General features: G+C 68.5%; 17 protein-coding genes. 5 read left to right on the top strand and 12 right to left on the bottom strand.

Annotated features, from left to right (window positions below; translation table 11 throughout):
- Positions 1-43: 43 nt before the first annotated feature.
- The 5 genes from rbfA to P0Y50_04555 all read right to left on the bottom strand — a co-directional run bounded on the left by rbfA (position 44) and on the right by P0Y50_04555 (position 5351).
- Positions 44-499, bottom strand: a complete 456-nt coding sequence (gene rbfA, locus P0Y50_04535; protein ID WEK40882.1) for a 30S ribosome-binding factor RbfA — start codon at positions 497-499, stop codon at positions 44-46.
- A gap of 65 nt (positions 500-564) precedes the next feature.
- Complete coding sequence (locus P0Y50_04540) at positions 565-1263, bottom strand: DUF2459 domain-containing protein (protein WEK40883.1); 699 nt, start codon at positions 1261-1263, stop codon at positions 565-567.
- Positions 1260-1823 (bottom strand): hypothetical protein, encoded by a 564-nt coding sequence (locus tag P0Y50_04545; GenBank protein WEK40884.1) that lies wholly within the window; start codon positions 1821-1823, stop codon positions 1260-1262. The genes P0Y50_04540 and P0Y50_04545 overlap by 4 nt, the downstream gene beginning before the upstream one ends.
- A 68-nt stretch (positions 1824-1891) precedes the next feature.
- Positions 1892-2575: an outer membrane lipoprotein carrier protein LolA gene (locus P0Y50_04550; GenBank protein ID WEK40885.1), complete on the bottom strand. Its 684-nt coding sequence runs from the start codon at positions 2573-2575 to the stop codon at positions 1892-1894.
- Positions 2576-2915: 340 nt separating this feature from the next.
- On the bottom strand, positions 2916-5351 hold the full coding sequence (locus P0Y50_04555) for a DNA translocase FtsK (protein ID WEK40886.1): 2436 nt from the start codon (positions 5349-5351) through the stop codon (positions 2916-2918).
- Between the two features lie 166 nt (positions 5352-5517).
- Between P0Y50_04555 and P0Y50_04560 the strand changes: the two genes are divergently transcribed.
- Positions 5518-6774: a UbiH/UbiF/VisC/COQ6 family ubiquinone biosynthesis hydroxylase gene (locus P0Y50_04560; GenBank protein WEK40887.1), complete on the top strand. Its 1257-nt coding sequence runs from the start codon at positions 5518-5520 to the stop codon at positions 6772-6774.
- Here P0Y50_04560 and P0Y50_04565 read toward each other — a convergent pair.
- The 5 genes from P0Y50_04565 to dapF form a co-directional block, all read right to left on the bottom strand.
- On the bottom strand, positions 6771-7586 hold the full coding sequence (locus tag P0Y50_04565) for a transglutaminase family protein (protein ID WEK40888.1): 816 nt from the start codon (positions 7584-7586) through the stop codon (positions 6771-6773). The genes P0Y50_04560 and P0Y50_04565 overlap by 4 nt on opposite strands.
- 9 nt (positions 7587-7595) lie before the next feature.
- Entirely contained in the window at positions 7596-8009 is a 414-nt protein-coding gene (locus P0Y50_04570; protein WEK40889.1) for a YraN family protein, read from the bottom strand.
- Positions 8006-8878 (bottom strand): 16S rRNA (cytidine(1402)-2'-O)-methyltransferase, encoded by an 873-nt coding sequence (rsmI, locus tag P0Y50_04575; GenBank protein WEK40890.1) that lies wholly within the window; start codon positions 8876-8878, stop codon positions 8006-8008. Before rsmI ends, P0Y50_04570 begins: the two co-directional genes overlap by 4 nt.
- Positions 8875-11205, bottom strand: coding sequence for an NADP-dependent malic enzyme (locus P0Y50_04580; GenBank protein ID WEK40891.1), 2331 nt, complete (start codon positions 11203-11205; stop codon positions 8875-8877). Before P0Y50_04580 ends, rsmI begins: the two co-directional genes overlap by 4 nt.
- A 211-nt stretch (positions 11206-11416) precedes the next feature.
- Complete coding sequence (dapF, locus tag P0Y50_04585; GenBank protein ID WEK40892.1) at positions 11417-12247, bottom strand: diaminopimelate epimerase; 831 nt, start codon at positions 12245-12247, stop codon at positions 11417-11419.
- 147 nt (positions 12248-12394) lie between these two features.
- Here dapF and P0Y50_04590 point away from each other — a divergent pair, with 147 nt between their 5' ends.
- The 4 genes from P0Y50_04590 (at position 12395) to P0Y50_04605 (ending at position 18721) form a co-directional block, all read left to right on the top strand.
- The gene (locus P0Y50_04590; GenBank protein ID WEK40893.1) at positions 12395-13216 is read left to right on the top strand and encodes a potassium channel family protein; all 822 of its coding nucleotides are present in this window, start codon (positions 12395-12397) and stop codon (positions 13214-13216) included.
- 98 nt (positions 13217-13314) lie between these two features.
- On the top strand, positions 13315-15498 hold the full coding sequence (locus P0Y50_04595) for a prolyl oligopeptidase family serine peptidase (GenBank protein WEK40894.1): 2184 nt from the start codon (positions 13315-13317) through the stop codon (positions 15496-15498).
- Positions 15499-15648: 150 nt separating this feature from the next.
- Positions 15649-17907, top strand: coding sequence for a prolyl oligopeptidase family serine peptidase (locus P0Y50_04600; protein ID WEK40895.1), 2259 nt, complete (start codon positions 15649-15651; stop codon positions 17905-17907).
- Positions 17908-17965: 58 nt separating this feature from the next.
- Positions 17966-18721 (top strand): DUF1223 domain-containing protein, encoded by a 756-nt coding sequence (locus P0Y50_04605; protein ID WEK40896.1) that lies wholly within the window; start codon positions 17966-17968, stop codon positions 18719-18721.
- A gap of 6 nt (positions 18722-18727) precedes the next feature.
- On the opposite strand, the gene P0Y50_04610 is transcribed toward P0Y50_04605, so the two are convergent.
- A complete protein-coding gene (locus tag P0Y50_04610) occupies positions 18728-19492 on the bottom strand; it encodes an SDR family oxidoreductase (protein WEK40897.1) in 765 nt (254 codons plus the stop codon).
- A 93-nt stretch (positions 19493-19585) separates the two neighbouring features.
- On the bottom strand, positions 19586-20695 hold the full coding sequence (locus tag P0Y50_04615; protein ID WEK40898.1) for a phosphotransferase family protein: 1110 nt from the start codon (positions 20693-20695) through the stop codon (positions 19586-19588).
- Between the last annotated feature and the right edge of the window lie 39 nt (positions 20696-20734).

The raw sequence follows: 20734 nt of genomic DNA on the forward strand, positions 1-20734 counted from the left end.
TACGCTGGGCCTGCCGCGTGTCGCCCTGTTTGAGGCCCGAGGATCATTGATCGTTCTCGTCTTCGTCGCGGTGTCCCAGGTCGGCGCGGACGCGGGGATCGTCGAACAGACGGTCCATATGGGTCGCGGCGTCGAAGCTTTCGTCGTGACGGAAGCGCAGGTCGGGCGTGAACTTCATGTCCAGTCGGCGACCCAGCTGGCCGCGCAGGAACTTGGCATGGGCGTTCAGCGCCTTGATGATCTCGCTTTCGTGGCCGTTGGTCGGCGCCGTCTCGACGCCCGCGCCCAGCGGCTCCACGAAACAGGTGGCGTGTTTCAGGTCGGGCGACAGCCGCACCTCGGTCACGGTGACGGACACGCCGACCAGGGCCTCGTCGTGGATATCCTCCTCGCGCAGGATGTCGACCAGGGCGTGACGGATCAGCTCGCCGGCGCGCAGCTGACGCTGGCTGGGCCCTGCGGGGCCTGAGGAATTTCGCGTATGTTGCTTGTGGGCCATCGGCCTCTCCTTCGTGTTCGCCCGCAGGGGATCGGACCCGGCCGGATAGGCGAAAGTCGGGCGGTCTAGTCCTGCGCCGGGCGCGTGTCCAGTTTTCGCTCCGGCTTCCCGGCCTGCTCCGACGCCCGAACGGACCGCATCACCTCGGCCGAGGTGATCGATCGAACCGGCCGAACCGGCACGCCCCCGGCGTTCAGCACCGCGGCTGTCCAATGGTTGCACAGGTGGCCGATCGAAAAGCTTTCTCGGCTGGCGAAGAAGCGGGCGTCGTCGCCGGGGCGGGAGGCGGCGACGCGAGCCGCGCCGTGGGACAGGGCCAGCGACTGCTCCACGCGGGCGGCCAGCCGGTCGAACCGCCCCTGCGTCAGGGTCAGGCTCGCGCTGTCCTCGCCATGGGTCAGGCGAGGGTCGACAGCGGCCGGGTCCAGCATGACGACCGACGCATTGCCCGGCCGGAAGAAGGCGCGGGCGCCGTCCGGCAGACGATCCACGATCGGGCTCTGATCCACATAGAAGCGCGCGTCGCCCCAGCCGATCAGAATCCAGTCGCCGGGCCCAAGTCTCGCGACCGCCTGGGCCAGGGGGCCGCCGCGCCGCATCAGGGCCGCGCGCGGCACGGCCAGATCGGTGTGAAAACCGTTGTCCAGCACCTGGACGACCACTGCATCGCTCGGCGCGCCGGTCTCAGCTGCGCCCGGCAGGGTCCAGGTCCACAGGGCCGCCGCCGCGCCGATCAGGGCCGCCAGGATCAAAGCGCGGATCACCGGCTGAAATCCCGCACGGCGCACAGCCGATCCTGGGCCACAAGGGCGCCGGGCGGCGGTCCCTGACGCACGGGCATCAGCAGAAAGCCGTCGCGCCGCACCGCCAGCGCCAGCCAGCCCACGGCCTGACCGGCGCACAATCGGCTGTCCTCGTCGGCGAGGACCCTGCGGATTTCGATCTGGGCGGCGGCGGGCGCGCCCATGGCCTCGGCGAAGGTTCGCGCCCCGTCGGCCTTCTGGTCGGCGCCCACCAGCCGGTGCGGCGTGGCAAGCAGACGCCCCGCCCCCTCGACCGTCAGACCGCCGCCCTCGACCTGGACCGCCAGCGGCGCGCGCGTGTCCGAACCTGTCGAGACATATCGCCCGGAAACCACCGGGTCGCCGATCACGACCTGCCCCCGGGCCAGGGGTCTGACAGGTGGTGCGTTCGGTTCGATCAGCCGGTTCAGGGCCGGCTCGACGACCAGGGCGCCCAGCAGGAACAGGGCGAACGCCGCGCCGCCCGCCGCCACGGTCCACTTCAACGATGGGACGCCGGACGGCGGGACGGTCGCGCTCATGGCCGACAGCTTAGGGGAACAGGGGTTGAGGAATGGTCACTCGCCCCCGTCCTCTCGCCGTCCCGCGATCAGTTGCGGCCGGGCCGGCGTGTCGGATCGCTGAGCTGGAACAGGCGCGCCGACAGGTTCGACGCCGGTTGCAGCGACGTCAGCTGGGTGCGGGTGCGCGCGCCCTGCGGATCGGTGATCGTCCATTCGTGCAGCCGCACGGGATCGCCGGCGAAGGCCAGCACGACCTGGCCGTCGTTAGGGCGGCCGGCGTCGCGCGCGGTGATGGCGAAGGCGCCCGACGCCATGCGCGTCACCCGCTCGATGCGCACGCCCTGGTCCAGGCGGACGTTGCGCGCCAGGAAGGTGGACAGGGGCGTGCGACCCAGCGGCACCTGCTGGAAAGTGTTCAGGCGCGGGTCATAGCGTTTGACGTTATAGCCGTCCGACACCACCAGCAGCCCGGCCGGATCGGTATATTCGAACCGCATCTTGCCTGGCCGCTGCAGATAGAAGCGGCCCTGGCGGGTCTGGCCATTGGGGCCGGTCTCGGTGAACGTCCCCTGGGCCGAGGTCAGGGCCTGCAGATAGCCCTGCGCCTGCTGCACGACCGCCTGGTCATCGGCCGACAGGTTGGACTGGGCCCGGGCGGCGTCGAAGGCGCCCACGGCGATCAGGCCGGTGGTCAGGCCCGCGCCCAGCAGCAGGCCGCGGCGGTTAAGGTCGGGGGTGGCGATTGCCACGGTCTTGGCGCGCGAGGTCATGAAGTCCGTCTCCCGTTCGGGATGGTTGTCGATCCTGCCGTCTTGCCCGGCCGGCTTGGCGTCGGAATGACGCGAGCCTGACCATATTCCGGCGCTGCGATGAAGCCCTGTTCATCGAAATGCTGAAGCTTGGACGCGATGGCGGGGTGGAGAACGGGCGTGGGAGAGGACGGTTGCATGTCGTCTCCTCCCCATCGCGATGGGGAGGGGGACCGCGCGTAGCGTGGGGGAGGGGCTCTTGAAGTCCCACTGACGCCAGAGATGCGGTGAAAGACCCCTCCGTCACGGCGCGAAGACGCGCCGCGCCACCTCCCCGCTAAGCAGGGAGGAGACGAGATCATCACACCATCGGCGGCGGGCCGGCCAGGACGTCGCGCTTGCCGGCGTGGTTGGCGGGGCTGACCACGCCTTCCTGCTCCATCCGCTCGATCAGGGAGGCGGCGCGGTTGTAGCCGATCTGGAGGCGACGCTGGACATAGCTGGTCGAGGCCTTGCGGTCGCGGGTGACCACGGCGACGGCGCGGTCATACAGGTCGTCGCCCGATCCTCCGCCGCCGCCCTCGTCGAACCCGTTGTCGCCGTCGCCGTCCGGCTCGTCGGTGATCAGGTCCAGATAGTCCGGCTCGGCCTGGGCCTTCAGGTGTTTGCAGACATCCTCGACTTCCTTGTCGTCCACGAACGGCCCGTGCAGGCGGGTGATGCGCCCGCCGCCCGCCATATAGAGCATGTCGCCCTGACCCAGCAGCTGCTCGCCGCCCTGTTCGCCCAGGATGGTGCGGCTGTCGATCTTTGACGTGACCTGGAAGGAGATCCGGGTCGGGAAGTTGGCCTTGATGGTGCCGGTGATGACGTCCACCGACGGCCGCTGCGTCGCCATGATCAGGTGGATGCCCGCCGCCCGCGCCATCTGGGCCAGACGCTGGACGGCGCCTTCGACGTCCTTGCCCGCGACCAGCATCAGGTCGGCCATTTCGTCCATGACCACGACCAGGAAGGGCAGAGGCTCGGGCCGTATCTTCTCGGACTCGTAAACCGGGCGGCCCTGATCGTCGAAGCCGGTCTGGACCGTGCGTTCGAAATGCTCGCCCTTCTCCTGCGCTTCGCGGGCGCGCTCGTTGTAGCTGGCGATGTTGCGCACCCCCAGTTTGGACATGCGGCGATAGCGATCCTCCATCTCCCGCACCGTCCATTTCAGGGCGACGACGGCCTTTTTCGGATCGGTGACGACGGGCGCCAGCAGGTGCGGAATGCCGTCATAGACCGACAGCTCCAGCATTTTGGGGTCGATCATGATGAAGCGGCATTCGGCCGGGCTGTGGCGATACAGGATCGACAGGATCATGGCGTTGACCCCCACCGACTTGCCCGAGCCGGTGGTGCCCGCGATCAACAGGTGCGGCATCCGCGCCAGATCGGCGACATAGGGTTCGCCGCCGATGGTCTCGCCCAGCGCGAGCGGCAGCAGATGGCCCTTCTTGTCGTATTCGGCGCTGGCCAGAAGGTCGCGCAGATAGACGGTCTCACGCTTGGCGTTGGGCAGTTCGATGCCGATGGCGTTGCGCCCCTGGACCACGCTGATGCGGCAGGCGCGGGCGGACATGGAGCGGGCGATGTCGTCGGCCAGGGCCACGACGCGGCCATGTTTCACGCCGGGCGCCGGGACCAGTTCGTACAGGGTTACGACCGGGCCGGGCCTGATCTGGTCGATCACGCCGCGCACGCCGAACTCCTGCAGCACGCCTTCCAGCATCTTGGCGTTCTGCTTCAGCGAATCCTCGTCCACCGAACCGACGCGCTGGGCCGGCTTGGTCAGTATGCCCAGCGGCGGCAGGTCGAAATCGCCTTCGGGTCGGGTGAAGTCGAAGGCCTGCTGGTCCAGGTCATCCTTCCTGGCCTTGGGCGCCTTGACCGCCGCGACGCGCGGCTCGATCGCGCGGGCGGCCGCGCCGCGTGCGGCGCTTGGGGCCGAAGGCGCAGCCTCGTCCTCCCACGGCGGCAGGTCGTCATAGGCGGTCTGCGGCTCCGGATCGGCCGACCCCTCGACGGAAGATGGAGCGTCTTGCACCGGCGCGGCGCGTGGCTGGCGCGCCTTGGGCGGGGCTTTCTCGCGGGGGGCCTTTTCGCGCGCGGCATGGGCGGGCGGGCGGGACGTCTGCGCCTTCAACGACCGTCCCCAATGCAGGGCGTCCAGGAAATCCATGGCCCGGAGACCGATGGCGAAGCCGACCAGCCACAGGCCCGCGATCAGGAAGATCAGGCCCGCGACGATCCGCGCGCCGGGAATGTGCAGGGCGCCGATGGCCTTGGCCGTCAGCTCGGTCAGACCGTCACCCCACAGGCCGCCCAGCCCCGCCGCCAACGGCCAGGCCGCCGGCGACGCCAGGGCCGCCAGGGCGGCGGACAGGGCCAGGACCCCGCCCGTCGCGGCCAGGGCCTTCAACGGCGTGGGCTTCAGGCGCTGCTGGATCGCGTCGCCGACCGCCCGCGCCAGGCCGAAGGCGACCAGCAGCAGGGCCGCCGGCCAGGCCGCCAGACCCAGCGACTGCATGAACAGATCGGCGAACAGGGCGCCGTTCGCCCCCAGCCAGTTGGTGGTCGGCAGGGTGGAGGCGGCGTTCAGGCTGGCGTCCGCCGGGTTCCACGACAGCAGGGCGATCAGCAACAGGGTCGCCAGCAGGGCTTGCAACACGCCCCGGAACCGCACCACGAAAGGCGCGCCCCACAGGATGCGGGCGCTGATCCAGGCCTGACGGCCGACGGCGAGGGCGGTGGACATGAAGGGCGAACCTTCCGGGCGGCTGACGTTCGACGGCCCTTGTCGCACCCTCAGGGTTAAAGGGCTGTTTACCAGCTTGACGGTGCGGTTTCGGCGCGGCCCCGTAAAACGAGTGGAGGCAAACCGCCCTCTGGACCTTTGGACCGCACGGGGCGACAAGCCTGTCATGTCCGAGATCGAACGCTACGACATCGTCATCGCCGGCGCGGGCCTTACGGGTGCGGCCTTCGCCCTGGCGGCGGCGCAGGGCGGCCTGAAGGTGGTGATGATCGACCCCCAGCCGTTCGACGCTCAGTTGGCGCCGACCTTCGACGGGCGGTCCACCGCCATCGCCTTTTCGACCTTCCGCATGCTGGACGCCCTGGGCCTGGGCGAGGCGCTGCGGCCCCACGCCTGTCGCATGGACCATATTCTGGTGACGGACGGACGCCGGCCGGGCGCCGCCAGCCGCCCCGCCCTGCCCGCCTTCCTGCGCTTCGACGCCGAGGAGATCGGCGGCCGGACGGGCGGCGAGCCGCTGGGCTATATGGTCGAGAACCGCCGCATCCGCGCCGCCCTGGCCGAGGCGGTGACGGCGGCCGGGATCGCGGTCCGGGCGCCGGCGACCGTCGCGACTGTCGCCACCGATGCGGGCAAGGCGACGGTGACGCTGGCGGACGGATCGGTCCTGACCGCGCCGCTGGTGGTCGGCGCCGAGGGGCGCGGCTCCGTCGTGCGCCGCGCGGCGGGCATCGAGACCGTGGGCTGGGGCTATGGCCAGAGCGGCGTGGTGGCCACGGTTCGGCTGGGCCGCGACCACGGCAATGTCGCCCATGAGTATTTCCTGCCGGGCGGCCCCTTCGCCATCCTGCCGCTGACCGACCAGCGCGCCAGCCTGGTCTGGACCGAGACCACCCGGCGGGGCGAGGCCTTGCGCTCCGCCTCCGACGACGCCTTCCACGCCCATCTGATGCGGCGGTTCGGCGAGTTTCTGAACGGGGCAACGGTCGAGGGACCGCGCTTCGTCTATCCGCTGTCGCTCAGCCTGGCCGAGAAACTGGTCGCGCCGCGCATCGCCCTGATCGGCGACGCGGCCCACGGCGTTCACCCGGTCGCGGGCCAGGGGCTGAACATGGGGTTGAAGGACGCTGCCGCCCTGGCCGAGGTTCTGGCCGAGGCCGCGCGTTTAGGCGAAGACATCGGCGCCGAGACCGTGCTGGACCGCTACGCCCGCTGGCGCCGGTTCGACAATGCGGCCCTGGCGGCGGGCTTCGACGCCTTCGTTCGGCTGTTCTCCAACGACATCGCCCCGATCCGTCTGGCGCGCGACCTGGGGATGGCGGCGGTCAACCGCATCGGCCCCCTGCGCCGCGCCTTCATGCAGGAGGCGGGCGGCGCCACGGGGGATTTGCCGAGGTTGTTGAGGGGCGAGGCGGTCGTCTAGTTCAGCTGCAAACGCACCCGCTCGAAGGTGGAGAAGCGCCGCGCCTCCTCCGGTCCGTTCAGGCCGCGGGCGCGCGACAGGGCCTGGAGCGAGCCAGCCAGGGCGCCCTGTTTCTCACGCGCGGAGGCCACGTCCAGCCAGGGGCGGTGATCCTCGGGGTCCAGCAGGGCGCGGCGCAGGGCCGAGCGTTCGGCCGCCTGATAATCGCGGTCGCGGATGGCCCGGCTGAACAGCACATTCTGCAGCCGGATCAGCGACTGCCGGTCCGTCACCGGCGCCATCAATATATCCAGCCGGTCCGCCACATGCGGCGTCAGCCCGGCGCGAAGCGCCCGGCGGGTCAGTTCGCTGGGCAGGATCAGCCGCCCCTGGCTGAAGGGGTCCAGCGCCACCGGCCCCTCGGCCGTCTCGACGCGCACCATGAAATGGCCGGGGAAATCCACGCCCGCCGCAGCCACGCCCGCATGGCGCGCCGCGTGCAGATAGAAGACGGCCAGGGCAGCGGACAGGCCGCGCCGCCGCTCGGCCACCTCGATGATGTCGGTGTTGGCCGGGTGGTCGTAATGGATCAGGTCGCCGTTCAGGCGCAGGTCCGCGCACAGGGTCTCGGACAGGGCGTCATCGGGACCTTCGCCGCCCAGCCGCTCCTTCAGCCGCGCGCAGGCGGTCATGGCCAGGGCGCGGGTCGGTTCGGGATCGCGCAGAGGGTGATCGTGGATGGCGCAGGCGATCGCGGCCTCCAGCAGGGGAAAGGCCTCGTCGTCGGCCTCGCCGGCCGCCGTCAGGATAAGTTCGGCCTCCTCGCGGGTCATGCCGTTCCTTCAACCGTCTCGTTCGACGCCGCGAAGATGACGCGGAAACCGCCAGGGAGCCAGCGCCACCATATCAATTCTCAAATCAAGACGTTGCAGGGCAGGCCGATTGCGCCGGATCGTCTCGCCCGCCGAGAGCAGCCGGTCGAACTGGGCGGACTTCAACGCCAGGCGCGCCGCCTGCATGGTCGCACGCCGCTTCACCTCCACCACCGCCAGCACCCGGCCGCGACAGGCCAGAAGGTCGATCTCGCCCGCCCGGCCTTTCAGGCGAAACCCCAGGATCCGATAGCCGCGCAGCATCAGCCAGACGGCCGCGACCCATTCGGCCGCATGACCCGCCCGGTACGCCGTCCCGCCCTTCGCCTGACGCCACGCCGCCTTGGGGCGACGGGCCGGCGCGGGGCGGGCCAGGCGCTTCACTTGCCCTTCAGCTCCAGCGCGCGGCGATACAGGGTCTTGCGGTTCAGCCCCAGCGCCTTGGCGACCTCCGAGGCGGCGTCGCCGGTCGACAGGGTCTGCAGGGCGTCGATCAGGGCGGCGTCCGCATCCGCCTCGGTCGCCTGCAGGTCCTCGCCGGGGCCGATCACCACGACGATCTCGCCCTTGGGCGCGTCCAGGCGCGGATCGACGGCCAGCAGGTCCAGCGGGCCGCGCACGCATTCCTCGTAAAGCTTGGTCAGTTCACGCGCCACGGCGGCCGGGCGCGGCCCCAGGACGGCGGCCATGTCGGTCAGGCTGTCCTTCAGCCGTGGCCCGCTTTCGAAAAAGACCAGGGTCTGGCGTTGGCCCTTCAGTGTCTCCAGCGCGGCGGTGCGGCCCGCCGTCTTGGGCGGCAGGAAGCCGGCGAACAGCACCCGGTCGGCGGGCAGGCCGGCGATGCACAGGGCGGCCAGCAGGCTGGAGGCGCCGGGGATCGGATGGACGGGCAGGCCCTCGGCGATCACCGCCCGGGCCACGACGAAGCCGGGATCGCTGATCAGCGGCGTGCCGGCGTCGGACACCAGGGCCACCACATGGCCTTCGCGCAGGCGTTCGATCGCCTGTTCGGCGGCCCGGCCCGACGCATGGTCGTCGCAGCGTTCCAGCCTGGCCTTCAGCCCATAGGCCGACAGCAGTTTGGCGGTGACGCGGGTGTCCTCGGCCAGCACCAGATCGGCGGCGGCCAGAACGTCCAGCGCCCTCAGCGTCATGTCGCGCAGGTTCCCGATCGGGGTGGCGACCAGATAGAGGCCCGGCTCCACCCGCCGGGGCGGCGGGGCGGCGGGTGGAAAGGGCGAGGGTTCGCTCAACGCTCGACCACGGCCGCCGGGGGGCGCGGCGCAGAGGTCAGGCCCGATCCCTGGAAGGCCGGACCGGCGTCATAGGCGGCGAAGGTGGCGGCGGTGATGATTTCGCTGACCGAGGCGCCCAGGGACACGATCTGCACCGGCTTCTCCAGTCCGACCAGCAGCGGACCGATCACGGTGGCGCCGCCCAGGGCCTGGACCAGCTTGGTCGAGATGGCGGCCGAATGGATGGCGGGCATGACCAGGACGTTGGCCGGCTTGGTCAGGCGGTTGAAGGCGTAGGCGGGATGGCCCTTGGGATCGAGCGCGACTTCCGGCGGCATCTCGCCCTCGTATTCGAAATCGACGCCCTTCTTGTCCAGGATGCGGATCGCCTCGCGCACCTTCTCGGCGCGGTCGCCAGGCGGGTTGCCGAAGGTGGAGTAGCTGAGGAAGCCCACGCGCGGATTGCGGCCCAGCTTTCTCACCGCCTCGGCGGCCTTGATGGCGATGTCGGCCAGTTCCTCGGCGTTGGGCAGTTCGTGGATTGTGGTGTCGGCGACGAACAGGGTGCGGCCCTTGGCCAGCAGGATCGACAGGCCGATCAGGGTGTCGTCCACGTCCAGCACGCGCTGGACTTCCTTCAGCGCCATGTTGAAGTTGCGGGTCACGCCCGCGACCATGCCGTCGGCCCGGCCCTTGGCGACCAGGGTGGCGGCGAAATAGTTGCGGTCCTGATTGATCATCCGCTGCACGTCGCGACGCAGATATCCCCGGCGCTGCAGCTTTTCGTACAGCCAGTCGGTATCTTCCGCATTGTTCGGCGAGACCCGCGCGTTGGTGATCTCGATGCCCAGATCGTCGAAGTTGAATCCGGCCTCGGCGGCGTTCTGACGGATCAGATCCTCACGGCCGACCAGGATCGGCGTGCCCAGTTCGGCCTGTTTGAAGCCCCAGGCGGCGCGGATGACGGCCGGCTCCTCGCCCTCGGCGAAGACGATGCGCTTGTCCGGCCCGCCGCGCACGGCGGAGTTGATCTTCTGCATCAGGGCGGCGGACGGATCGACACGCGACCGCAGGGCGTTGCGATAGACGTCCATGTCCTCGATCTGGACGCGGGCCACGCCCGTATCCATCGCCGCCTGGGCGACGAAGGGCGGGATGTACCAGATCAGACGCGGATCGAACGGGGTCGGGATGATATAATCCGGCCCGAACTTCAGCTTGCGCCCGCGATAGGCGGCGGCGACCTCGTCCGGTACATCCTCGCGCGCCAGCGCCGCCAGGGCCTGGGCGCAGGCGACCTTCATCTCATGATTGATGCGGCGCGCCCGCACGTCCAGCGCGCCCCGGAACAGATAGGGGAAGGCCAGGACGTTGTTGACCTGGTTCACATAGTCCGAACGGCCGGTGGCGATGATGGCGTCGGAGCGAACCGACTGCACGTCCTCGGGCGTGATTTCCGGGTCGGGATTGGCCATGGCGAAGATGATCGGATTGGGCGCCATCGACGCCACCATCTCCTTGGTGATCGCGCCCTTGGCCGACAGGCCCAGCACCACGTCGGCGCCGACCATGGCCTCGGCCAGGGTGCGCAGCGGCGTATCGGTCGCATGGGCGGCCTTCCACTGGTCCATCGCGATCTCGCGACCCTTATAGACCACGCCGTCCTTGTCGCAGATGACGGTGTTCTCAGGCTTCACGCCCGCCGCCTTCATCAGGCCGATGGACGACAGGCCCGCAGCCCCTGCCCCCGCCAGCACCACCTTGACCTCATCCAGCCGCTTGCCCGCGACGTGGCAGGCGTTGATCAGGCCGGCGGTCGAGATGATGGCTGTGCCGTGCTGGTCGTCATGGAAGACGGGGATGTCCAGCAGGTCCTGAAGCTCGCTCTCGATGACGAAACACTCCGGAGACTTGATGTCCTCCAGATTGATGCCGCCCCAGGTGTCGCCGATGTTCTTGACGACGGTGATGAACTCGTCCGGGTCGGTGGTCTTGACCTCCACGTCGAAGCTGTCGACGTCGGCGAACCGTTTGAACAGGACCGACTTGCCCTCCATCACCGGCTTGGAGGCCATATGGCCCAGATTGCCCAGACCCAGGATGGCGGTGCCGTTCGAGATGACGGCGACCAGATTGCCCTTGGCGGTGTAGTCGTAGGCCTTGTCCGCATCCTCGGCGATCGCCAGCACCGGCACGGCCACGCCCGGCGAATAGGCCAGCGACAGGTCACGTTGGGTCGCCATCGGCTTGGTCGGCGCCATCGAGATCTTGCCCGGCGTCGGGATCCGGTGGAAGTCGAGAGCTTCCTGATCGGAGAAGGTCTGTTTGTCGGTCTGATCGGGCATGGGCTTCAGGCGTTTCCGGCGCGTCGTTCTGATTGGCTTTGCCTGTTCCTAAAGCGCGCGACGGGGCGGGACAACCGGCCAGGGCTTATCGCGCGCCGTCCCGTCATCACGGGCGACGCCGCTGACGCTGGTGCGGCGGCGCTTCGACGATGTGCGAAAAAGGTGACCGACGCGCGCCCGTCCGTGCGGATTCCCGCAAAGGCGCGGGATTTCAGATCGCCAGGACGCCGGTGCGCTCGATCTCGACCGGGCCGGTCATCAGGACATGATCGGTCTCGGCGTCCCAGTCGATGAACAGTTCGCCGCCGTCCACGACCACGGTCGCCTTGCGGTCGGTCAGGCCTCGCCGGGCCGTGGCGACCAGGGCCGCGCAGGCGCCTGTGCCGCACGCCTTGGTCAGGCCCGCGCCCCGCTCCCAGACGCGCAGGCGGATATGGTCGCGGTCCAGCACGTTTGCGAAACCGACATTGACCCCTTGCGGGAACAACGGGTGATGCTCGACCAGCGAACCCGAGCCGGTGACGAAGGCGTCGTCCTGGCGGTCGGTGAAGAAGACCACGTGGGGATTTCCCATCGAGACGACACCCGGCGTGTGCAGGACCGGATCGTCAATGGGCCCGACCTGCAACTCGATTCCGCGAGTGTCCATCGCCTCGGCCAGCGGCGCCTGGGTCCAGTCCAGACGCGGCCTGCCCATGTCCACGGTGACGCGGTGGTCGCCCGCGCGGGTCGCGGTGGCCGGGCCGCCCGCCGTGTCGATCAGCACCTTGTCCGCGCCATTGGCCTGCATCAGCAGCCAGCCGACGCAGCGCAGGGCGTTGCCGCAGGTCTCCACCATCGAACCATCGGCGTTCCACACCCGCATGAAGGCGTCGGCGGTGTCGGACGGTTCGATAGAGATCAGCTGGTCGAACCCCTCGCCCGAGGCGCGCTCGCCCAGCGTCCGCACCTGATCGACGGTGGGACGGAAGGGCTGCTCCAGGGCGTTGACGACGACGAAGTCGTTGCCGGCGCCGTTCATCTTGACGAAGGGACGGGTCATGATCGGCATATAGGCGTTCCGCGAACCGGGGAAAACGCCTGTCTTCTTCGTCGTCCCGGCTCAGGAAGAAGGATTGGACACCGGGGACGGCGCGCTGTTCAGTGGCGGCTCGCCGGGCCGCACGTTCGGAAAACGAGGAAGGTCCACTTGGCGCACAAGAAAACCGACGCGGGAGCCAGGCCGGACGCGGCGCCCAGGGAAGAGGGTCTGCGCCTGCGGACCTGGCTGCGCTACCTCTATCATGGCTCGCGTCCGCTGGCGGTGAAGTTCCGTCTGGCGGTGATCATGGTCGATGTGGCCATCATCGCCTTCTTCCTGGCCTCGCCGATCCTGAAGAACATGGGCTGGGGCTTCTATGTTCTGGATTATGTGATCGCCGCCCTGCTGGCGGCGGATCTGGCGGCGCGGGCCTATGCCTACGCCGACATCAAGGATTGGCTGAAACGCCCCATCGTCTGGGTCGATCTGTTCGTGCTGGCGACCCTGTTGTTTCCGGCCTGGCTGTTCAACCTGGGCTTCCTGCGGATGCTGCGGCTGTGGACCCTGCTGAACTCGGACTTCTTCTGGCGCACGGTAGGCCAGAAGTTCGATGACACGCGGGTCGAGGGGATCGTCCGCGCCATGGCCAATCTGGTCACCTTCGTCTTTGTGGCGACCGGCTTCGTCTATGCGACCTTTCTGGGCCATACGGGTATCGCGGGCTATGTCGACGCCCTGTATTTCACGGTGGCCACCCTGACCACGACGGGGTTCGGCGACGTGACCCTGCCGGGGTCGTGGGGCAAGCTTCTGTCCATCGCCATCATGCTGGTCGGGATCACCCTGTTCCTGCGCCTGGCCCAGGCCCTGATCAAACCGGCCAAGGTCTCCTTTCCCTGCGACCGTTGCGGCCTGCACAAACACGACGCCGATGCGGTTCACTGCAAGGCCTGCGGCAATCTGCTCTGCATCCCTGACGAGGGTTCGTAATAGGGAAGATGACAAAGCCGTAACCTTCGGGGCGGTCGCTTGCCGCCCGGGACCCCGGCGCTAAGGTGCGCGCAACCTAGAATTTCGGAATCCGCCGCATGATCCGTTCCTCCGCCGCCGTCCTTGCGGCCCTTCTTGCCTCCACCAGCCTGACATCGGTAGCCATGGCCCAAACGACGACTTCGGCGCCTGCCGCCTCTACAGGTTTTGCGACCAGCGAAGCGACCGATCCCTATATCTGGCTGGAGGATGTCGAAGGCGACCGGGCGATGGAATGGGTGCGCGCCCACAACGCCCATTCGCTGGGCGTGCTGCAGGGCGACCCCCGCTACGAGACCCTGCATCAACAGGCGCTAGAGATCGTTCAGTCGCAGGACCGGATCCCGTCGCCAGGCTTCACCCATGACGGCCATATCGACAACTTCTGGCAGGACGCGCAGCACGTCCGCGGCGTATGGCGCCGCACGACGCTGGACAGCTACCGCACCGCGACGCCGCAGTGGGAGACGATCCTGGACTTCGACGCCCTGGCGGCGGCCGAGGGCCAGAACTGGGTCTATAAGGGCGCGACCTGCCTCCAGCCCGAGGAGCGCTACTGCCTGATCAGCCTGTCGAACGGCGGCAAGGACGCGGTGACCCTGCGCGAGTTCGACAGCGTCGAGCGCAGGTTCGTCGAGGGCGGCATCGTCCTGCCCGAATCCAAGGGCGGCGCATCATGGATCGACAAGGACACGCTGTTGGTCTCGCGCGACTTCGGTTCCGGCACCCTGACCGATTCCGGCTATCCGATGGTGGTCAAGCGGATGACGCGCGGCCAGAGCCTGGATCAGGCCCAGACCCTGTTCACGGGCCAGCCGACCGACGTCTCGGTGTCGGGCTATACGCTGCGCGACGCCGACGGGGTGGTGAAGGCGGTCCTGATCAACCGTTCGGTGGACTTCTATTCGTCCGAGACCTGGCGCGTCGCCGACGACGGCGCCCTGACCCAGCTGCAACTGCCGGCCAAGTCCGACATCAGCGGCCTGGTCGATGGCCGGCTTCTGGTGTCGTTGAAGCAGGACTGGACCGCGCCATCGGGACAGGACTTCAAGACCGGCGATCTGATCGCCTGGCCGCTGGAGACCTGGCTGGCCGATCCGGCGACCCCGGCCCGACTGGTGCTGCGCCCGACCGAGCGTCAGGCGATCGAGGGCGTCAACGTCACCCGCAACCGTCTGGTCGTGGCCCTGTATGACAATGTGCGCGGTTCGGTGCGGGTCTATACGCCCAGTCCCCGGGGAAGCGATGGCGAATGGGCGCATACGACGCTGGACCTGCCCCAGAACGTCTCGGTCGGCGTCGGCTCGGCCTCGGAGAAGGACGACAAGGTCTTCGTCACCGTCACCGGCTATCTGAACCCATCCAGCCTGTGGCTGGCCGATGCGGCCACCGGCGCGGTCGATCAGGTCAAGTCCATGCCTGCCAAGTTCGACGCGACGGGCATGACGGTGGACCAGCACGAGGCGCGATCCGCCGACGGGACCATGATCCCCTATTTCGTGGTGCACAGGGCGGACATGCCGCTGGACGGCTCCAACCCCACGCTGCTGTACGGCTATGGCGGGTTCGAAAGCTCGCTGCTGCCCGGCTATTCGGCGACGGTCGGCAAGCTGTGGCTGGAGCGGGGCGGCGTCTATGTCATCGCCAATACGCGCGGCGGCGGCGAGTTCGGCCCCCGCTGGCACGAGGCGGCCCTGCAACAGAACCGCCAGCGCGCGCATGAGGATTTCCAGGCCGTGGCCCTGGACCTGATCGCCCGCGACATCACCAGCCAGCCCAAGCTGGGGATCATGGGCGGCTCGCAGGGCGGGCTGTTCATGGGGGCGATGCTGACCCAGCGCCCGGACCTGATCAACGCCGCCGTCATCCAGGTGCCCCTGTTCGACATGCTGCGCTTCCACAAGCTGCTGGCGGGCGCCAGCTGGAAGGGCGAATACGGCGACCCGGACATCCCCGAACAGCGCGCCTGGATCGAGCAATATTCGCCCTATCAGAACCTGCGCGCGGGCCAGCCCTATCCCGAGGTCTTCATCCACACCTCGACCAAGGACGACCGCGTCCACCCCGGCCATGCCAGAAAGGCGGCGGCGCGGCTTGAAGAGCTGGGCTATCCGGTGCTGTTCTACGAAAACACCGACGGCGGCCACGCGGCCGGGGCCAACCTGCGCGAAACCGCCCGGCGTCTGGCGCTGGAATACACCTATCTGTCGCGACGCCTGATGGACACGCCGGCGCAGCAGTAGGTCCACAGTCCGCTCATCCCCGCGAAGGCGGGGCCCCAGTGCTTTCGCGAGGTTCGGCGGCTGGGGTCGTGTTCAGTAAGAGATGGGCGACGCCGAACGCCCAAAGGTCTGGGTCCCCGCCTTCGCGGGGATGAGCGGAGAGTTCAAGCCATGCGTCACCTGATCCTGTCCGCCGCCATCCCGGCGCTTCTGATGGGCGCCTGCGCGACTGTCCCTGTCGAAAATGACGCCTGGGCGACTCATGATCCCGAGCGCATGGGGCCGCCGCCTGGATATCCTCACAACCTGACCCCGGCCGGCGTCGCCGCCGCCGACGATCATCTGGCGCTGGAGCAGGTGGACGGGGCCGAGGCCATGGCCTTCGTCGCGGCGGAAAACCGGAAGTCGCTGGCCGCCCTGACCGGCGATCCGCGCTATGAGACCTTCCGGGCCGAGGCGCAGGCCATCCTGACCGCCACCGACCGCATCCCCAGCCCATCCTTCCTTGGGGACGGGATCGCCAACTTCTGGCAGGACGCGACCAATCCCAAGGGCGTATGGCGGCGAACCACGCTGGCCAGCTATCGCACCGCTACGCCCCGGTGGGAGACGCTGCTGGACATCGACGCCCTGTCGAAGGCCGAAGGCAAGGACTGGGTGTTCAAGGGCGCCGACTGCCTGGCCCCCGACGACACCCGCTGCCTGATCAGCCTGTCGGACGGCGGCAAGGACGCGGTGGTGGTGCGCGAGTTCGACATCCCGACCAAACGGTTCATCGACGATGGATTCCGCCTGCCCGAGGGCAAGCACCGCATCGAATGGCTGGACCGCGACACGCTTCTGGTCGCCACCGACTTCGGCCCAGAGAACGGCAAGCCGACGATGACCGAGTCCGGCTATCCCTTCATCGTCAAGACCCTGAAGCGCGGCCAGACCCTGGCCCAGGCGACCGAGGTCTATCGCGGCGAACAGTCGGACGGCGGCTACGGCGTCAGCCCCGCCGTCTATCGCGACAAGGCCGGCCGGGTCACGGCCGTCATCATCACCCGCCCGCTGGACACGTTCCGGTCGGACACCATGCTTCTTACGCCGCAGGGGCCGGTTCGACTGGCGCTTCCCGCCAGGGTCAGCCTGCACGGCGTGATGCAAACACTTCCGATCCAAAACCTCGGGTCTGGTTTGCTGGTCGCAACCGTCGAGGAGAACTGGACCACCCCGTGGAACGAAACCGTCAAGGCCGGAAGCCTGATCGCAGTCGGTCTCGGACGGATTCTCACGCCGACGCCCGGCGTGCGTCTCGACGTCGTCGCATCCACGGATCCGGTGATCGTCTTCCAGCCCTCGCAACGCCAGGCCATCAATGATGTAAGCGTCTTCGACGGCGCATTGGTCGCTTCGATCAATGACAGCGTGCGCGGCCGTCTTGTTCGGTTCCAGTTCGGCGGATCAAACGGGTGGAGCGACCAACCCATTCAGGTTGCGGATAATCTTTCGGTCAGCCTTGGCGATTCCTCCAAGTCGCGCGGCGAGGTCTTCGTTTCGACCCAGGGCTTCCTCGTGCCGCCGACCCTCAGCCTGGCCGATGCGGACTCTGCGACCCTGACAACGTTGAAATCCGCCCCGGCCAAGTTCGACGCCTCGCGCGACGTGACCGAACAGTATGAGGCCACCTCGGCCGACGGGACCAAAATCCCCTATTTCATCACCCGTCCGCGCGACATGAAGCTGGACGGGTCGAACCCGACCATCATGCTGGGCTACGGCGGGTTCCAGGTCAGCCTGAACCCGGCCTACAAGCCCGAGATGGGCAAGCTGTGGCTGGAGCGGGGCGGCGTCTTCGTTCAGGCCAATATCCGCGGCGGCGGCGAGTTCGGTCCCGACTGGCACCAGGCCGCATTGAAGGAGAACCGTCAGCGCGCCTTCGACGACTTCGCCGCCGTGGCCCGCGATCTGGAGCAGCGCGGCGTCACCAGCCCGCGCCGCCTGGGCATCTATGGCCGCTCGAACGGCGGGGTGTTGACCTCGGTGTCGATCACCCAGCACCCGGAACTGTTCAATGCGGCGGTGATCGAAAGTCCGCTGGTGGACATGCTGCGCTATCAGGACCTGCCCGCAGGCGCCTCCTGGATCGGCGAATACGGCGACCCGCGTATCCCAACGGACGCCGCCTTCATCGCCCGCTATTCGGCCTATCAGCAGCTGCGGCCCGGCGCCGCCTATCCGCGCGTCTATCTGACCACCAACACCCGCGACGACCGCGTCCACCCCGGCCATGCGCGCAAGTTCGCCGCCCGTCTGGGCGACCTGGGCTATGACCACCTCTATTACGAGGACACGGCGGGCGGTCACTCCAACGACGCCGATCCGGTGGCCAACGCCCGCCGCTGGGCCCGCCACTATGTCTATCTGTCGCAACAGCTGATGGATTGAGGCGGTCTCACGCACTTATGAGGCGATCCGCCGAATATCGAAGCCTAAGAACAGGACCATGAAAACCACAGGCTGGGTCATTGCGGGCACGGTGATTGCGGGCGCCCTTGTGTCGGCAGGCGCCTCGGCCCAGCCGATGCGCGCGCGTCCCGCCGCCGCCGTCCGCCATGCCGCCAGCAATGCGCCGCCGGTGGTGATCGAGCTGTTCACCGCCCAGGGCTGCGGCAGCTGCCTTGAGGCCAATGCGGCGGTCGAGCGGGCGGCGAACGATCGGGGCGTGATCGCCCTGACCTATGGCGTCGACTATTGGGACTATCTGGGCTGGACCGACACCTTCGCCCAGCCCAAGTTTTCGGAGCGTCAGCGCGCCTATCGTTCGGCGCTTCGCCTGCGCGGCGTCTCGACGCCCGAAGTGGTCATCGACGGCCGCCGCCAGATGTCGGGCGCCCACGCCGCGCAGCTGGAAGCCGCCATCGGCGAAGAGGCCAGCCGCCTGAACTGGCCGCCCCAGATCGAGTTCCGAGAGACCGGCGACCAGGTCGGCGTCGGCTCGGGCCGGGCGCCCGCAGGCGGCGCCGAGGTCATCGCCGTCACCTACACCCCCGGCCCCCAGGTGGTTCAGGTCCGCACCGGCGAGAACCGGGGCCAGGCCGTGCGTCACATCAATGTGGTGCGCGACATCAAACGCCTGGGCGACTGGCGCGGCCGTCCGGTGCTGTTTTCCGTGCCCCGCGCCGCCGAGGGCGAAGCCGTCGTCGTTCTGGTTCAGGCCAAGACCGATCGTCAGATCATCGGCGCGGCGACGCAGGACTAGAACCCGTCAGGTCTTGTTGATGGTCACGCCGCCATCGACCAGCATCGCCGATCCCGTCATGAAGCTGGACGCGTCGGAGGCCAGAAACAGGGCGGCCCTGGCGATCTCCTCCGGCGTGCCCATCCGTTTCAGAGCATGCATGTTCTGAACAAAGGCGACGATCTCGGGCGTATTGGCGAACTCTCGCCCCGTCTCGGTATCCACGCCGCCCGGCAGGATGCAGTTGCTGCGCACCCCCTTGGGTCCGAACTCGGCCGCTATGACGCGCGACATGCCCACGATTCCGGCCTTGGCGGCGGCATAGGCGGCCATGCCCGGCAGCCCCAGAACCGGACCGACGAAGGTCGAGGTGAAGATCAACGACCCGCCGCCCCGCGCCAGCATGGCCGGAATCTGCGCGCGGGCGCCCAGAAAGGCGCCGGTCAGATTGACGTCCAGGGTCTCGCGCCATTGCTCCAGACTGATTTCGGGCGTCGCAGCGCTGGACCCGATCGCGCCCGCATTGTTCAGGGCGATGTCCAGCCCGCCGAACCGTTCGACGGCCGTGGCGACCAGTTCCTCCGACAGGGCGGGATCGGTGACGTCCCCGACCACGGCCGCGGCCTGTCCGCCCGCGTCCTGAATGTCGGCGACCAGGGCGTCCAACCGGTCGCGGCGGCGGGCGGAGACCACGACCGCCGCCCCCTCCTGTGCGAACAATCGTGCGGCGGCGGCGCCGATGCCGGAACTGGCGCCGGTGATGACGGCGACCTTGTTGATGAGAATGGACATGTGACCTCCGGGTAAGAAAGAGGCCGCTGTCTATTCAGGCGCCGCGCCGGTGTCTGGCGGACTTCGGACGTCCATTAACGCCCGTCTTGAGCGTCAGGCGCCCGCCTTCTTCGCGAAACCCCAGGCCGCGTCGCTGAGCGGGCCGACCTGTGCGGCCATGGTCCGGGCGTGGGCGCTGGCGGCGGTGCCGTCGCGGACACGGCCTGCGATGCCCTGGCAGATGGCCGCCAGACGGAACAGGTTATAGGCATAGAGCCAATCCAGGTTGGCGGGCCGCATCCCGGTGGCGGCGGCGTAGCGTTCGACCGTCTCCTCGACGGAGGGAATGCCCAGCGCCTCAAGGTCCGCCCCGGCCAGGCCGTTGCGCAGGCTGGCGGGAATGGCCCAGCCGATCAGCAGATAGGAGAAGTCGGCCATCGGATCGCCCAGGGTCGACAACTCCCAGTCCAGCACGGCCCGAACCTCGGCCCCATTTTCGGTCTTGGCGGGCGCCAGGATCATATTGTCCAGCCGGAAGTCACCATGGACGATCCGGCTTGGCCCCTCTGCCGGCAGACTGTCGGGCAGGAAGGCGATCAGCCGATCCATCGCGGCGATCGGCTCAATCTCGGAGGCGCGATACTGTTTGGTCCAGCGCCCGACCTGACGCGCGAAATAGTTTCCGGCCTTGCCATAGTCCGCCAGGCCGATGGCGGCGGGGTCGAAGGCGTGCAGTCGCGCCAGAGTGTCGGTCTGGGCCTCATAGATGGCGCGCCGTTCGGGCGGCGTCAGGCCGGGCAGCTTCAGATCCCAGAAAATCCGCCCCTCGACCTTATCCATCACATAGAAGATCGAGCCGATGACGCCTTCGTCCAGACAAAGGGCGTGGGGCTGGGCCACCGGAAACCCCTGGGCGGCCAGGGCGGAGATGACCTGATATTCGCGGTCCACCGCATGGGCGCTGGGCAAGAGGACGCCGGGCGGCTTGCGTCGCAGCACATAGGCGGCCGTCGGCGTGGTCAGCTCATAGGTCGGGTTGGACTGTCCGCCCTTGAATTGGCGCACGGTCAGGGGACCGGCGTAGCCCGGGACGTGTCCCGTCATCCAGGCGTCCAGCGCCGCGTCGTCCAACTGATAGCGCGGGTCGACCTCACGCGTGCCGGAAAATGCGCCTTGAGCATCCAGGTCGGGGGCGGGGGCGTCGGGAGAGGAGGCGTCGGTCATGGGCGGGCCCGGTCCGTTATTCTTGGCGTTTCCGTTTCG

Source organism: Candidatus Brevundimonas colombiensis (assembly GCA_029202665.1).
Lineage (GTDB): Bacteria > Pseudomonadota > Alphaproteobacteria > Caulobacterales > Caulobacteraceae > Brevundimonas > Brevundimonas colombiensis.